Below are 13,253 nucleotides of genomic sequence, written 5' to 3' on the forward strand. Positions count from 1 at the left end.
ACCGGGGGGCGCCCGACCCATTAATTGCCGGGGATGGGCGGGTTTTTACATTACGTTATGTTCCCCCCTATTTTTGGGGGGGGGGGGGGCCCCGGGGGCCCCGGGGGGGGGCCCCCCCCGCCGCCCCCCGCGTCTCGGCTCAGCCGATCAGAACATCGATCGGAACACCGGTCAGAACGGTTCGAACCCGTCGAATTCCTTGAGGGACTCGTCCCGCTCCGCCTCACGGTCACGGCGCCGCTGCGCCGCGGGCCGCGGCGCCTCGAAGCGGTGGTCCTCGCCACGCCGGCCGAGCATCTCGGCCCCGGACATCATCGACGGCTCCCAGTCGAAGACCACGGCGTTGTCCTCGGGGCCGATCGCCACGCCGTCGCCGGACCGGGCGCCCGCCTTCATCAACTCCTCCTCGACACCGAGGCGGTTGAGCCGGTCGGCCAGATAGCCGACGGCCTCGTCGTTGTTGAAGTCGGTCTGCCGCACCCAGCGCTCGGGCTTCTCGCCGCGCACCCGGAACAGCCCGTCCTCCTCCTGCGTCACGGTGAAGCCGGCGTCGTCGACGGCCTTGGGCCGGATGACGATCCGGGTCGCCTCCTCCTGCGGCCGCGCGGCACGCGCCTTCGCCACCAGGTCGGCGAGCGCGAACGACAGCTCCTTCAGGCCGAGATGGGCCACCGCCGACACCTCGAAGACCCGGTAACCGCGCGCCTCCAGATCCGGGCGCACCATCTCGGCGAGGTCCTTGCCGTCGGGTACGTCGATCTTGTTGAGGACGACGAGCCGCGGCCGCCGGTCGAGCCCGCCGTACTGCTTGAGCTCCTCCTCGATGACGTCGAGGTCGGAGACGGGGTCACGCTCGGACTCCAGCGTCGCCGTGTCCAGTACGTGCACCAGCACGCTGCACCGCTCCACGTGCCGCAGGAACTCAAGGCCCAGGCCCTTGCCCTGGCTGGCGCCCGGGATCAGCCCCGGCACGTCGGCGATGGTGTAGACGGTCGAACCGGCCGTCACCACGCCCAGGTTGGGGACCAGCGTCGTGAAGGGGTAGTCGGCGATCTTCGGCTTGGCGGCGCTCAGCACCGAGATCAGCGAGGACTTGCCCGCGCTCGGGTAGCCCACGAGCGCCACGTCGGCGACGGTCTTCAGCTCCAGGACGATGTCCTGGAGATCCCCCGGCTCACCGAGCAGCGCGAAGCCGGGCGCCTTGCGGCGGGCCGAGGCCAGCGCCGCGTTGCCGAGTCCGCCGCGGCCGCCCTGGGCGGCGACGTACGAGGTGCCGTGGCCGACCAGGTCGGCGAGCACGTTGCCCGCCTTGTCCAGCACCACCGTGCCGTCCGGCACCGGCAGCACCAGGTCCTGGCCGTCCTTGCCGGAGCGGTTGCCGCCCTCGCCGGGCTTGCCGTTGGTGGCCTTGCGGTGCGGGGAGTGGTGGTACTCGAGCAGCGTCGTCACCGACTGGTCGACGGTGAGGATCACGTCCCCGCCGCGCCCGCCGTTGCCGCCGTCGGGCCCGCCGAGCGGCTTGAACTTCTCACGGTGGACGGAGGCACAGCCGTGGCCTCCGTTACCCGCGGCGACATGCAGTTCGACGCGGTCCACGAAGGTGGTCATGGTAGGTGCCTCCAGCACTGCGAATACGTACGGATATGTCTCTGCTGTAACACGCGAAAGGCGGACCCGCCTTCCCGACCGGGAAGTGAGGTCCGCCTCGCGAAACGTTCGGTCTGAGCCGTGAAGTCAGAAGACTCAGGCGACCGGAACGATGTTCACGACCTTGCGGCCACGGTGGGTACCGAACTCCACCGCACCGGGCTGCAGCGCGAACAGCGTGTCGTCGCCGCCACGGCCGACGCCCGCACCGGGGTGGAAGTGGGTGCCGCGCTGGCGGACGATGATCTCACCCGCGTTGACGACCTGACCGCCGAAGCGCTTCACGCCGAGCCGCTGGGCATTGGAGTCGCGACCGTTCCGGGTGGACGATGCGCCCTTCTTGTGTGCCATCTCTCCTCAGTCCCTTACTTCGCAGCCGCGGGGATCTCAGTGACCTTGATCGCCGTGTACTGCTGGCGGTGGCCCTGACGACGGCGGTAGCCGGTCTTGTTCTTGTAGCGAAGGATGTCGATCTTCACACCCTTGTGGTGGTCCACGACCTCGGCCTGGACCTTGATACCGGCCAGCACCCACGGGTCGCTGGTCACGGACTCGCCGTCGACAACGAGCAGGGTCGAGAGCTCGACCGTGTCGCCAACCTTGGCAGTGGAAATCTTGTCAACCTCAACGATGTCGCCGACAGCAACCTTGTGCTGGCGACCACCGCTGCGCACGATGGCGTACACGCGGATCTCACTCTCTCGCTCGGGAACGGCACCCCCGCAGTCCAGCCGTCCGGAAGACGGGCGGCCTCTCCAGGGCGGCCGGTGCAGTGCACCCGGCGCTCCGGAGGAAGAGGTTTACGGGGATGTGGCGCGTCCTAGTCCATGGACACGCCGACGGTCAAGGTTACGGGGCCGGTGCCGAGGGGGTCAAACCGGGCCGGGCCCCACAGACGTGCGGCCGGTCACATGACCGGCCGCACGCTCACTGCATCGCTCCGCTCGCGCGGCTCAGCTCTCGTCGGCGGCGGCCGAGACCGCGGTCTTCTTCGCCGTCGACTTGGCCGCGGCCGTCTTGGCGGTCTTCGCCGCCTTCTTGGCCGTGGTCTTCTTCGCCGCCGTCTTCTTGGCCGCCGTCTTCTTGGTGGCGGCCTTCTTCGCGGTGGCCTTCTTGGCCGTCTTACGCGCCGTCTTCTTGGCCGGAGCCGCCTCGCCCTCCTCCGTGGCCGGCGCCTCGTCCGCCGTGCCCGACGTGACGACCACGACGGCCGTCTCCTCGGACGCGGTGGGCGCGGTCTCCTTGCGCACGGCACGGCGCCGCGGGCGGGCCGGAGCCGCGCTCTCCGCCGGAGCCTCGGGCTCCGCGGCCGGCTCGGCCTCGGCGGCCGGCGCGGACTCGGCGACCGTCACCACGGTGGCCTCCGCCCCCGCGGGCGACCCCGCCGGAGCGGACACCTTGCGGGTGGCGCGACGGCGTCCACGCCCCTTGGGCGCCGCCTGCTCGGCGGCCGGGGTCTCGGCCGGAGCGACGGCGTCCTCCATGGCCGCGGGCTCGGCGAGCACCTCGGCGGCGGGCTCCGGCTGCACCGGGCGCTCCACCTCGGCCTCGACGGTGACCTCCTGAGCGGTCGGAGCCTCGGCCTTGCGCTCCTCACGCCGCGGCGCACCCGCCGGAGCGGACGCCCGGCGGCCCGACCGGCGCCGCGAACGGCCACGGCCGGCCGCGGCCTCCGCCTCGGCGACGCTGCTGTACAGCTCCTCGTCGGGCGCGAAGTCGGGCTCGGCCAGCGGGACCGGCGCCGCCACCTCGGCGGCGACCTCGGCCTCGGTCTCCTCGGCGGTCTCCGCCTCGACGGCCTGGCCGGTCTCGTGCTCGTGGACGTGCCCGTCGCCGCCGCGCCCGCGCTTCTTGCGCTTGCCGCCGCCACCGGCGGAGGTCGGCTGCTCCATGTGCACGATGACACCGCGGCCGTTGCAGTGGACGCAGGTCTCGGAGAAGGACTCCAGCAGGCCCTGGCCGACCCGCTTACGGGTCATCTGCACCAGGCCCAGCGAGGTGACCTCGGCCACCTGGTGCTTCGTACGGTCGCGGCCCAGGCACTCCAGCAGACGCCGCAGCACCAGGTCCCGGTTGGACTCCAGGACCATGTCGATGAAGTCGATGACGATGATGCCGCCGAGGTCGCGCAGCCGCAGCTGGCGGACGATCTCCTCGGCCGCCTCCAGGTTGTTCCTGGTGACGGTCTCCTCGAGGTTGCCGCCCTGGCCGGTGAACTTGCCGGTGTTGACGTCGACGACGACCATCGCCTCGGTCCGGTCGATCACCAGCGAACCGCCGCTGGGCAGCCAGACCTTGCGGTCCAGCGCCTTGGAGAGCTGCTCGTCGATCCGGTACGTGGCGAAGACGTCGACCTCGGAGGTCCACTTCGACAGGCGGTCGGCGAGGTCGGGCGCAACGTGCGAGACGTAGCCGTAGATCGTCTCCCACGCCTCGTCGCCGCTGACGACGACCTTGGAGAAGTCCTCGTTGAAGATGTCGCGGACGACCCGGACGGTCATGTCCGGCTCGCCGTACAGCAGCGTCGGGGCGTTGCCGTTCTTCGACTTCTTCTGGATCTCCTCCCACTGTCCCTGGAGCCGCTCGACGTCACGGCGCAGCTCGTCCTCGCTCGCGCCCTCGGCGGCGGTGCGCACGATGACGCCCGCGTCCTCGGGGACGATCTTCTTGAGGATGGTCTTCAGCCGGGCCCGCTCGGTGTCGGGCAGCTTGCGGCTGATGCCGGTCATCGAGCCCTCGGGGACGTACACGAGGTAGCGGCCCGGGAGGGAGACCTGGCTGGTCAGGCGCGCGCCCTTGTGGCCGATCGGGTCCTTCGTCACCTGGACGAGGACCGACTGGCCGGACTTCAGGGCGGACTCGATACGGCGCGGGCCGTTGGCCATGCCCAGCGCCTCGAAGTTGACCTCACCGGCGTAGAGCACGGCGTTGCGGCCCTTGCCGATGTCGATGAAGGCGGCCTCCATCGACGGCAGCACGTTCTGGACCTTGCCCAGGTAGACGTTGCCGACGTACGAGGTCGACTGCTCCTTGTTGACGTAGTGCTCGACGAGCACGCCGTCCTCCAGGACGCCGATCTGCGTGCGCTCGCCGCTCTGCCGGACGACCATCACGCGCTCGACGGCCTCACGGCGGGCCAGGAACTCGGCCTCGGTGATGATCGGCACGCGGCGGCGGCCCTGCTCACGGCCTTCGCGGCGGCGCTGCTTCTTGGCCTCCAGACGCGTGGAGCCCTTGATGGACTGCACCTCGTCGGACGGCTCGGACTTCGGGCGGGGCTCGCGGACCTTGACGACGGTGCGCTCCGGGTCGCCCTCGCCGGGCTCGGCGTCCGTGGAGGAGTCACCGGAGCGACGGCGACGGCGCCTGCGACGGCGGCTGCTGGAGGACGAGCCGCCGCTGTCGTCGGTGTCCTCCTCGTCGTCGTCCTCGGCCTGCTCGGCCGTGTCCTCGGCGTCCTGCGCGGCGGTGTCGTCGGACTCGTCCGACTCGTCGTCACCGCCGGAGTCGGCGGACTCGCCACGACGGCGACGACGGCCGCCCCGGCGACGGCGACGGCGCGAACCGGTCTCCTCGGAGTCGTCGCCCTCGGCGGCGTCCTCGGCCTGGTCCTCGGCCTCCTCCGGCTCGTCCTCGGCGCTCTCGACGCTCTCGGCGGTCTCGGTGGTCTGCGTCTCGGCCTCGTCGCCGAACGCGCCGCCCCGGCGGCGGCGCCGGCGGCGCGCCGCGGACCGCTCCTCGGGGAGTTCCTCCGGTTCGGCGGTCTCCTCGGCCTGCTCGGCGGCGGCCTGGGCGGCGGCCCGCTCGGGCGTCTGGAACTGCGGCTCGGTGAAGACGGGCGCCTGGAACACGGCGACGGCGGGGCGCGCCCGGCGGCGCGGCTCCTCGCTCGCGGCGTCCTCGGTGTCCTCCGCCTCCGCGGTCCGGGCAGGCGCGGAGAACCCGGTCGCGGCCTTGCGGGCGGTCCGGCGCCGCGAACGCCGCGGCGCGGCCTCCTCCTCGGCCTGCTCGGCGGCGGGCGCCTGCGCCTCCTCGGCGACGGCGGCGGGCTGCGCGGCAGGCTCCTCGGGGGCCTCCTCCGCGGGTTCGGCGTCGGTCACGGCCGTCTCCTCTGCGGGCGAGGTCACATGACGCGTGGCCCGGCGACGGGTACGGCGCGGGGCGGCCTCCTCGGCGGCCTCGCCGGACTCGGCGGCAGGCTCGGCGGTCTCGGCCGCGGCAGCCGTCCCGGCGTCCTCCGCGTCAGTCGCCTCCGCGGCGGTGGGCGCGGACACACGGCGCGTGGCGCGACGGCGCGTACGCGGAGGAGCTGCGTCCTCGGCCGGAGCCTCGGCGACGGCCGCACTCTCCTCGGCCGCGGTCTCCGTCTCGGCGGGAGCGGCGGCCACGACGGTCTCGGCCGTCTCCGCCTCGGCGGGTGCCCCGGCCGGCGCGGACGCACGACGGGTCGCACGGCGCCGCGAACGCGCGGCGGGCGCGGGTGCCTCGGTCTCCTGGGTCTCTACGGCCTCTTCGGACGCGGTGGTGGCCGCCACCTCGGCGGTCTCGTCCTCGTCGGCCTTCTGGTCGCCGTCGGCCGGTATGGCCGGCGCGACGATCTCCTCCGGGGTCCCGGAGGCGCCCGCGGCGGGGGGACCCGCCGGGCGGGAAGCGGCACGGCGCCGACGACGCGGCGGCAAGGTGTCGCTCGGAGTGTTCAGTTCGGAGCCCGTCGAGGACTCTGCGGGTTCGGTCGGTTCGAGCATGCGGGCATTTCTCCCGTCAGGCTCCCGGGCGCCGCGCCTGGTCCGGCAGAACGCCGGTGACGTCCGCGGCTCGCGCGATGCGCGGTGCCGCCGTCCGGGGCGCGGGCGCCGCACGGGAGCTTTCCGTGTCCTGTCTCGCCGGTTCCGTACACCTCATGCGTACGGCCTGGCGAAAGTCTTCTGGTCGGTGCGCTGCCCGACCCAGGTGGCTCCCGAGTACCAGGGCTGCGCTTTCGACGTCCGTCCCTCGCGGGACCTTCCTTACGCCGGCGCCTTCGCGGCGGCAGCGGAGTCGGCCATGGGTAGGGCCGTCGCCGCCTCGCGGTCGGGCGCGAGCGGGTCGGTCACCGTGCCGGTCTCTGCATCGAACAGCCCCTGCGCCAGCCTGGTCACCGCTGCGGGGACCGGCGGCGCCAGGTCGGCCACGGCGCGGAGACCGGACAGGACGTCGTCGGGTCGTACGGCAGGCGTCACGTGCCGAACAACCAGCCGCAGTATCGCACAGGGCTGGTCGGTCGGCCTATCAGCCGTCGAACGGTGCGTTTCCAGTTGTGCGACCGCCGAGCGTGCGTCGAAGGTCCGCACGCCGTTCTTGGCCATGCGCTGGACCTCGACGGTCTCGGCGGCGTTGAAGGCCGCGACGGCGCGCTCCGCCTCCGCCGGGTCGACGCGTTCCAGCCGCAGCTCCCACACGGAAGCCGTGAGCCGGTCGGCGAGCCCGGAGGTGCGGGCCTCGACCGCGTCGACCACGTCGAGCCCGTCGGGCAGCGACTCGTCGAGCAGTGCTCTCAGCTGCTCCGGATCCCGCGCCTCGGTGAGGGCGATCTCCAGGTACTCCGCCTCGCTGCCCGTGCCGGTGGGTGCGGCATTGGCGTACGACACCTTCGGATGCGGCGTGAACCCCGCCGAGTACGCCATGGGCACCTCGGCGCGGCGCAGCGCACGCTCGAAGGCGCGCTGGAAGTCACGGTGGCTGGTGAACCGGAGGCGGCCGCGCTTGGTGTAGCGCAGTCGGATGCGCTGCACCGCGGGTGCGGGCGGCGGGCCTTCGGGCTGTCGCTTGCCCAGTGTCGTTCAGTCCTTCGTGAGTGCGGTCGTACTGCTATCAAGAGTACGTGCCGCGCGGCCCACAGGTTCCCGCCGGTCCACAGCCTCGACCGGTTCCGGGGGCTCGCCGAACAGCATGCGCCGGAAGTCGGCCCGTGCCTGCCGCACGGATTCCCGCGCGGAGGCGAGTGCCGTCCGGGCCGTCCGACCCACGCTGCGTGCCGCCTCGGCGGCGGGCCGCAGCACGATGTCCCGCACGACGTGGCCGACGGGGGTGAGCACGGTGCGGTGGAACCAGCGCACGGGCTCCACGAAGATCCACCGGAAGAGGGTCGCGAGGACCCGGCCCACGGTGAGCGAGATCCGCCCGGCGACCCGCCAGGCATGCCCGAGCGCCTGCCCCACCTCGCGCCCGACGACGGCGAGGAGGCGCCCGACGGGCGTGAGCACCCACCGCCACAGGGCGAGCGCGGGCAGCACGAGCAGCACCCGCAGGACCCAGTACAGGCAGATCCCCACTCCGCTGGCGATCAGGCCCACGCCCCGCAGGAGCCCCTTCGCGCACCAGGCGACCGCTCGCCCCACCGGCGTCAGCACCGACGCGTACAGCCACCGGGCGGGCACGACGACGAGGTACCGCGCGAGCCACGCGAGGGCGTGCCCGAGGGGTGTCAGGGCGTATCGGTAGAGCCAGGTGAGCGGTACGGCGACGAGTACGTGCCCGAGCCGGGTGAGCGCCCCGCCCAGGGGCACGACGACGTATCGCCACAGCGCGACGCACGGCCACACGAGCAGCACCCGCGCGGTCCACAGCAGCGCCCGTCCTGCCGGCCGCAGCACGGTGTCGTTCAGGAAGCGCCCGCCGGCCACGAGCGCGTCCCACACCATCCGCAGCGGCAGGACGAGCACGAGGACGACGATCCGCACCGGAAGACGGATCGCGACGACCAGACATCCCTCGGGGGCCTGCCGCGCGGGCTGCTGTTCCGGTGTCCCGGCGGGCGGCTTCTGCAGTTCCATACAGACCTGGACGCCGCAATCGCCGCCGCGGATCCCGGATCGGTCAGTCGCACAGTGCCTGGTCGGCCACCAGCAGGGCATGCCAGTACCGGTAGTACCGCACGCCCTCAGGGTGCCCGGTGAACTCGCAGTACTCGACCGCCGCAGCGAGGGCCTCGAGCACCGGCGGGTAGACGGAGGAGGGCAGGTGCGTGTCCGGGGCGGGCGCGGCCAGGCCGCGGATCGCGTCGTGCGCCGCGGCGATCACCTCGCCCTCCAGATCGGGGAGGTGCCTGCTCAGCGCCGCGTAGTACTTCAGGTGTTCCTGCCGTGCCGTGGTGAGGAGATCGCTCGTCCCGGCCATGAGACCTCCCGCGCAGGTGAGGAGAACCGCTTGATGCCGTCAGACTAGGGCGCCCGCCGCCGAACCGCCCTTCCTCGTCCGGGGAGTTCGGGTCCGGGAAGTCCGGGCCGCCCGTTCACCGGCTCAGCAGGCTCTGCACCAGGGGCAGCAGTTCCTGCGGGCCGGCGTCCGCCAGCTCCTCGAAGGCACCGGAGCCGCGGCCCAGCAGCACGCCGACGAAGGCGGCCACCGCCACCTCGGCCCTCAGCTGCGGCCGGTCCAGCCCCTGCCGCTCGTAGGCCTCCTTCAAGGGCGCGATCAGCCGGACCCGGAGTTCCTCGTGGGTGGCGGTCTCGACCGCGGGGTCGCGCGGGCGCTGGACCGCGGCCTGGAAGATGGGGCCGGGACCGCGCTGCCCGATGCGCTCGAACAGCTCCCCCACCCGCTCGGGATCGAGCAGGTCCAGCTCCAGTTCGCCGCCCGCCTCGGCGCGCAGGACGGCGATGAAGAGCTGTGCCTTGCCCCCGAAGTACCTGGCGATCAGGGCCTGGTCGAGCCCCGCGCGTTCGCCGATGTCGCGCACGGTGGTGCGCTCGAACCCGCGCTCGGCGAGCAGCTCGCCCGCGGCCCGCACCAACAGCTCCTTGCTGCGCGCGGAGTCCCTCCGGCGCGCGGGCTTCTCGGCGCTCATCGGCGCGACATCCCTCCTGTTACGGCCTGTCACTCCCGGCGACTCTGCCATGCCGGGGCCCTCACATGCGCACCAGGAGGGTTCCGGGCCGCCACGGCCCTCCTTGGACGCGGGCGCCGGATTCGCCTACAGTCGTTATGTCAGCACTTGCTGACTTGCGGGTGCGGGAGGCATCCGCAACCTCCCCGGGGAGGCGCGATTCACCAGGAGATGCGCTCGTGCTGAAGCAGGACGTCATGAAGCCCGACACGAATCCGGACGTGGGCCGGCACCGCGCGGGGACACCGCCCGACGAGGCGCCCGTCCGGCCCGGCCTGACCGGCCCCAAGGCGGTGCTGGCCCCGGTCGTCACCGTGCTCACCATCGGGCTGGTCTTCGTCGCCGTCTTCCTCGCCGCGTTCCACACGCCCACGCCCCACCGGCTGCCGGTCGCCGTGGCCGCCTCGGACCGGGCGGCGGCGCTCTTCGACGTACGGCTGCAGCGCGCGGCGCCCGACGCGTTCCAGCTGGAGCGCTACCGGGACGCCGACGCCGCCCGCTCGGCGGTCGAGCACCGCACCGCGTACGCCGCCTATGTGGACACCTCCGGCCCGCCGCGCCTGCTGTACGCGGGCGCCAACGGCCTGGCCGTCCAGGCGATGGTCACTCCGCTCGGCCACGCCGCCACCCCCGACGGGAGCCGGATCGAGGTGCGGGACATCCTCCCGCTGTCGAAGGGGGACAGCCGCGGACTGTCCGTCTTCTACGCCTCGTTCGGGCTCGTCCTCGCGGGATTCCTGTTCGGCCAGATGACGTACCAGCTGGCGCCGCGCCTGTCCTTCGCCCAGCGCCTGCTCAGCCTCGCGGTCTTCGCCGTCACCGGGGGCCTGGCCACCGCACTCATCGCGAGCACGGTCTTCGACGCCATACCCGGGTCCTTCCTCGCCCTCGCCGGTGTCGTCGCGCTCATGGCCGGCGCCGTGGCGGCCGGGACCGGTCTGCTCATCCGGATCTTCGGCTCGCTCGGCATCCCGCTCGGCTCGATCTTCATGCTGGTCATGGGCAACGCCTCCAGCGGCGGCGTCCTGCCCCCGTCCTTCCTGCCCGGCTGGCTGCAGCCCCTGGCCTCGGTCATGCCGGCCGGTGTCGGGGTGCGGGCCATCAACGGGCTCGCCTACTTCCACCACGACGGGCTCGACAGCGGCTTGGTGATCCTCTCCGCCTGGGTGGTGCTGTGCACGGCGGCCGTCTACGGCCTCGACCGCGTCGCCGCGTCGACGGGCATCCGGCACGTCGCCCACCGCGGCCGCTCCGCGGCGGGCGCCTGAGCCCGGGGACCCGCCGCCCGCGGGAGGGGGTCAGTGACCGCTGACGGCGAGTTCGTAGTCGCCGACGAGGTCGCCGAGGAAGGTGCCCGCCGTGAGGTCGCTGGGCAGGTGACCGGCCATGTAGAGGCGGGAGTAGAGGACCTCGGCGCGCATCCACTCGTAGTCCTCGGCGCGGTGCGGGGAGAGGGCCGAGAGGAAGGTGACGGCCGCGGCGGAACGGGCGGCGTGCCGGGACGGATAGGAGTACGGGCCCTTGGCGCCGGGCTTGATGTGCTTGTCCGGGCGCAGGCTCGGCTCCAGGACGAACGGCGCCGGCTGCCTGTCCTTGGCGGCGAGCTGGTCGCTGATCGTCTTGGCCAGCTTCAGGGCCGCCTTGAGCTGGGCCTTCTCGGCCGTGCCCTGCTGGGCGGGGATCAGCTCGCGCTGGTCGTGGAGGTAGAGCTTCCAGATGTCCTTCTTGCCGTAGAGCTCCAGCCAGGTCGCGGCCTTCTTCCCTGCCGCGGTACGGGACCCGGCGAGCGCCTGGACCTGGTGGAGTTCGGCGGTGCGCTGCCCGGCCGACGGCGGCGCCGGGACCTGCCGCGCCGCCCAGGCGGCGAACGCCTTGTCGTCGCGGACGGTGCCGTGCGCGGCCTTCCACTGCGCGAACGCGGCGTCGGCCTTCTTACGCTGGGCCACCGCCTGCTGGCCGGTCGAGGCGATCTCGGCGTCGCCGAAGAGCCTGGGCGGCGGGTTCTGCTTGACCCGTTCCGTGGCCCCGGGCTTCTTCTTGGCGGCGGAGGTGGAGGCGGCGGCCGGGATCAGCTGCGGCCGCAGCACGCCGAACGCGGCGGCCGCGACCGCGAGCAGCGCGATCAGGGCGTACGGCCATTTGATGCCATGGGGGGCGTTCATGCGGCGGGGGTCCTTTCGAGGAGCGGCTGCGTACGCGCCTGGGTCGTGAAGTGGGTGCGGACCAGGCGGCGTACGTCGTTGTCGGGCAGGCCGGGCGTGAGGAGGGACTGGCCGACGACGTACTTGCTGAGCGGCACGGGCCTGCCGCCCAGCCGCAGCAGCAGCCGGTCGGCCGGGGCGGGCCGGGCGCCGCCCTTGGTCTCGACGAGCACGAGGCCCGGGTCGAGCGCGGCGCCGCGGGCGCCGTGCCGGAAGGTGAGCGCGCCGTCGAGGGTGACGCGGGTGCCGTGCTCCAGATCCGCGAGGGCGGCGCGGACGTAGCGGATCTCGGCGGTGGGGGCCAGCTCCCCGGCCGTGACCGGGATACCGGCCCCGCCCAGCACGTCGCCCACGAACCCGGCGGCCTGCGGGCCGAGCCGGCCGTACGCGTCCGCCGGTATCCGGAGCGCGTGCTTGACCGTGGCGCCGCGGCCGTCCTTGGTCTTCACCTCCGCCCGGCACAGCCCGTCCTCCGCGTACAGGCGGGTGCGGACCTTCCAGCGGCGGCGCCGGCCCTGGACATGGGCGCGCCAGGCGGCGAGGTGCTCGGTGTCGAAGTAGGTGCTGAGGTAGCTCGTCGTACGGCGCCCGCCGAGGTCGAGGACGTGATGGCTGCCGGCGAGCAGGCGGACGAACGTCCGGGCCTCGTCGAGCGGGAGCAGGTACTTGCGGTCGGTGCGGTGCTGGAGGGCCGCGGCGGCGTCGACCTCGGCCAGCGTCGCGCCCCGCAGGGCGGACAGTCCGAGCCCGGTGGCGAGGGAGAACGCGGGGGTCACGCAGCCGTCACCCGCTCGGCCGGTACGGCGTCGGCAGCGGGCTCGCTCGCGTCCGGCAGGGCGGGGTAGCGGGCGGAGACGCGGGTCGTCTCGCGGACGTAGTCGACCTCGTCGACCTCCACGGAGAGCGGCGCCTGCCCGAAGCGGAGCGCCACGTCCTCGGCGATGAGGGCGGGCTCGGGATAGATCCGGTCGAGCGTGAGTCTCACGGTCCGGGTCGGCGGCTCGTACGTCCGGGGGTCGTCGACCAGCAGCACGGCGACCAGCACGGCCGCGCCGAGCACGACGACGAGCCAGGTCTGGCGGTGCGGGAGCCCGGTGCACAGGGCGATGACCAGGGTGACGAAGGTGTAGGCGACGTCCCGCAGGGTGAACGCGGCGCTGCGCAGCCGCACCAGGGAGAGGATGCCGAACAGGCCGAAGCCGACACCGGCGGGGAACTTGCCGGAGCTGATCGTGCTCATCGCCGCGAACAGGCCGATGTTCAGCGAGGCCAGGACGAGGGGCATCGCCGGTGCGCTGGGGCGGCGGCGGTAGAGCCAGCCGACCAGGAGGAGCAGGGCTATGACGTCCAGACCGCCGCGGGCCATCAGGTCCGCGGGCGCGATGTGGTCGGTGATGCCCTTGGCGGCGAGCACCGTGACCGCTGCGTGCATGACTGTCCCTTCCGTCACGGCACGTCGGACGGCGGACCGGTCGCGGTCCGCGGAGCACCGCGACGTGAACGACGGTAGGGACGGGACATGAACAGACCATGAAGCCTCG

Annotated in this window: 12 protein-coding genes; 1 reads left to right on the forward strand and 11 read right to left on the reverse strand. The window is 73.0% G+C overall.

Features of this window, described 5'->3' with window-relative positions; all coding sequences use genetic code 11:
- Window positions 1-171 precede the first annotated feature (171 nt).
- The 8 genes from obgE to ACIBN2_RS30140 all read right to left on the reverse strand — a co-directional run bounded on the left by obgE (window position 172) and on the right by ACIBN2_RS30140 (window position 9,472).
- Window positions 172-1,608 (reverse strand): GTPase ObgE, encoded by a 1,437-nt coding sequence (obgE, locus tag ACIBN2_RS30105; protein WP_399139003.1) that lies wholly within the window; start codon window positions 1,606-1,608, stop codon window positions 172-174.
- 135 nt (window positions 1,609-1,743) lie between these two features.
- Window positions 1,744-1,998 (reverse strand): 50S ribosomal protein L27, encoded by a 255-nt coding sequence (gene rpmA, locus ACIBN2_RS30110; protein ID WP_037854440.1) that lies wholly within the window; start codon window positions 1,996-1,998, stop codon window positions 1,744-1,746.
- Between the two features lie 14 nt (window positions 1,999-2,012).
- Window positions 2,013-2,333, reverse strand: a complete 321-nt coding sequence (gene rplU, locus ACIBN2_RS30115) for a 50S ribosomal protein L21 (RefSeq protein ID WP_046259920.1) — start codon at window positions 2,331-2,333, stop codon at window positions 2,013-2,015.
- Between the two features lie 267 nt (window positions 2,334-2,600).
- The gene (locus tag ACIBN2_RS30120; protein WP_399139005.1) at window positions 2,601-6,392 is read right to left on the reverse strand and encodes an Rne/Rng family ribonuclease; all 3,792 of its coding nucleotides are present in this window, start codon (window positions 6,390-6,392) and stop codon (window positions 2,601-2,603) included.
- Between the two features lie 261 nt (window positions 6,393-6,653).
- Window positions 6,654-7,418 carry a TIGR03936 family radical SAM-associated protein gene (locus tag ACIBN2_RS30125; RefSeq protein WP_399139006.1) on the reverse strand — a complete coding sequence of 255 codons (765 nt, stop codon included), beginning with the start codon at window positions 7,416-7,418 and terminating at the stop codon, window positions 6,654-6,656.
- Window positions 7,419-7,466: 48 nt separating this feature from the next.
- The gene (locus ACIBN2_RS30130; protein WP_399139008.1) at window positions 7,467-8,459 is read right to left on the reverse strand and encodes a hypothetical protein; all 993 of its coding nucleotides are present in this window, start codon (window positions 8,457-8,459) and stop codon (window positions 7,467-7,469) included.
- Window positions 8,460-8,502: 43 nt separating this feature from the next.
- Window positions 8,503-8,802, reverse strand: coding sequence for a hypothetical protein (locus tag ACIBN2_RS30135; RefSeq protein WP_399139009.1), 300 nt, complete (start codon window positions 8,800-8,802; stop codon window positions 8,503-8,505).
- 115 nt (window positions 8,803-8,917) lie between these two features.
- The gene (locus tag ACIBN2_RS30140; protein ID WP_399139010.1) at window positions 8,918-9,472 is read right to left on the reverse strand and encodes a TetR family transcriptional regulator; all 555 of its coding nucleotides are present in this window, start codon (window positions 9,470-9,472) and stop codon (window positions 8,918-8,920) included.
- Between the two features lie 218 nt (window positions 9,473-9,690).
- On the opposite strand from ACIBN2_RS30140, the gene ACIBN2_RS30145 reads away from it, so the two are divergent.
- The gene (locus ACIBN2_RS30145) at window positions 9,691-10,779 is read left to right on the forward strand and encodes an ABC transporter permease (protein WP_399139011.1); all 1,089 of its coding nucleotides are present in this window, start codon (window positions 9,691-9,693) and stop codon (window positions 10,777-10,779) included.
- Window positions 10,780-10,809: 30 nt separating this feature from the next.
- Here ACIBN2_RS30145 and ACIBN2_RS30150 read toward each other — a convergent pair whose 3' ends face one another.
- From ACIBN2_RS30150 to ACIBN2_RS30160, 3 genes are read right to left on the reverse strand one after another with little or no spacing between them, the layout of a single operon-like run.
- On the reverse strand, window positions 10,810-11,673 hold the full coding sequence (locus ACIBN2_RS30150) for a phosphatase PAP2 family protein (RefSeq protein ID WP_399139012.1): 864 nt from the start codon (window positions 11,671-11,673) through the stop codon (window positions 10,810-10,812).
- A complete protein-coding gene (locus ACIBN2_RS30155; RefSeq protein WP_399139014.1) occupies window positions 11,670-12,488 on the reverse strand; it encodes a polyphosphate polymerase domain-containing protein in 819 nt (272 codons plus the stop codon). The genes ACIBN2_RS30150 and ACIBN2_RS30155 overlap by 4 nt, the downstream gene beginning before the upstream one ends.
- Window positions 12,485-13,144: a DUF4956 domain-containing protein gene (locus tag ACIBN2_RS30160; RefSeq protein ID WP_399139015.1), complete on the reverse strand. Its 660-nt coding sequence runs from the start codon at window positions 13,142-13,144 to the stop codon at window positions 12,485-12,487. The genes ACIBN2_RS30155 and ACIBN2_RS30160 overlap by 4 nt, the downstream gene beginning before the upstream one ends.
- Window positions 13,145-13,253: the final 109 nt, after the last annotated feature.

Source organism: Streptomyces sp. NPDC050534, assembly GCF_044457745.1.
Lineage (GTDB): Bacteria > Actinomycetota > Actinomycetes > Streptomycetales > Streptomycetaceae > Streptomyces.

Coding starts and splice junctions, on each gene's coding strand:
- ACIBN2_RS30150 (WP_399139012.1), bottom strand. CDS start 11,673: ATGAACGCCCCCCATGGCATCAAATGGCCGTACGCCCTGATCGCGCTG.
- ACIBN2_RS30160 (WP_399139015.1), bottom strand. CDS start 13,144: ATGCACGCAGCGGTCACGGTGCTCGCCGCCAAGGGCATCACCGACCAC.
- obgE (WP_399139003.1), bottom strand. CDS start 1,608: ATGACCACCTTCGTGGACCGCGTCGAACTGCATGTCGCCGCGGGTAAC.
- rpmA (WP_037854440.1), bottom strand. CDS start 1,998: ATGGCACACAAGAAGGGCGCATCGTCCACCCGGAACGGTCGCGACTCC.
- ACIBN2_RS30135 (WP_399139009.1), bottom strand. CDS start 8,802: ATGGCCGGGACGAGCGATCTCCTCACCACGGCACGGCAGGAACACCTG.
- ACIBN2_RS30130 (WP_399139008.1), bottom strand. CDS start 8,459: ATGGAACTGCAGAAGCCGCCCGCCGGGACACCGGAACAGCAGCCCGCG.
- ACIBN2_RS30120 (WP_399139005.1), bottom strand. CDS start 6,392: ATGCTCGAACCGACCGAACCCGCAGAGTCCTCGACGGGCTCCGAACTG.
- ACIBN2_RS30140 (WP_399139010.1), bottom strand. CDS start 9,472: ATGAGCGCCGAGAAGCCCGCGCGCCGGAGGGACTCCGCGCGCAGCAAG.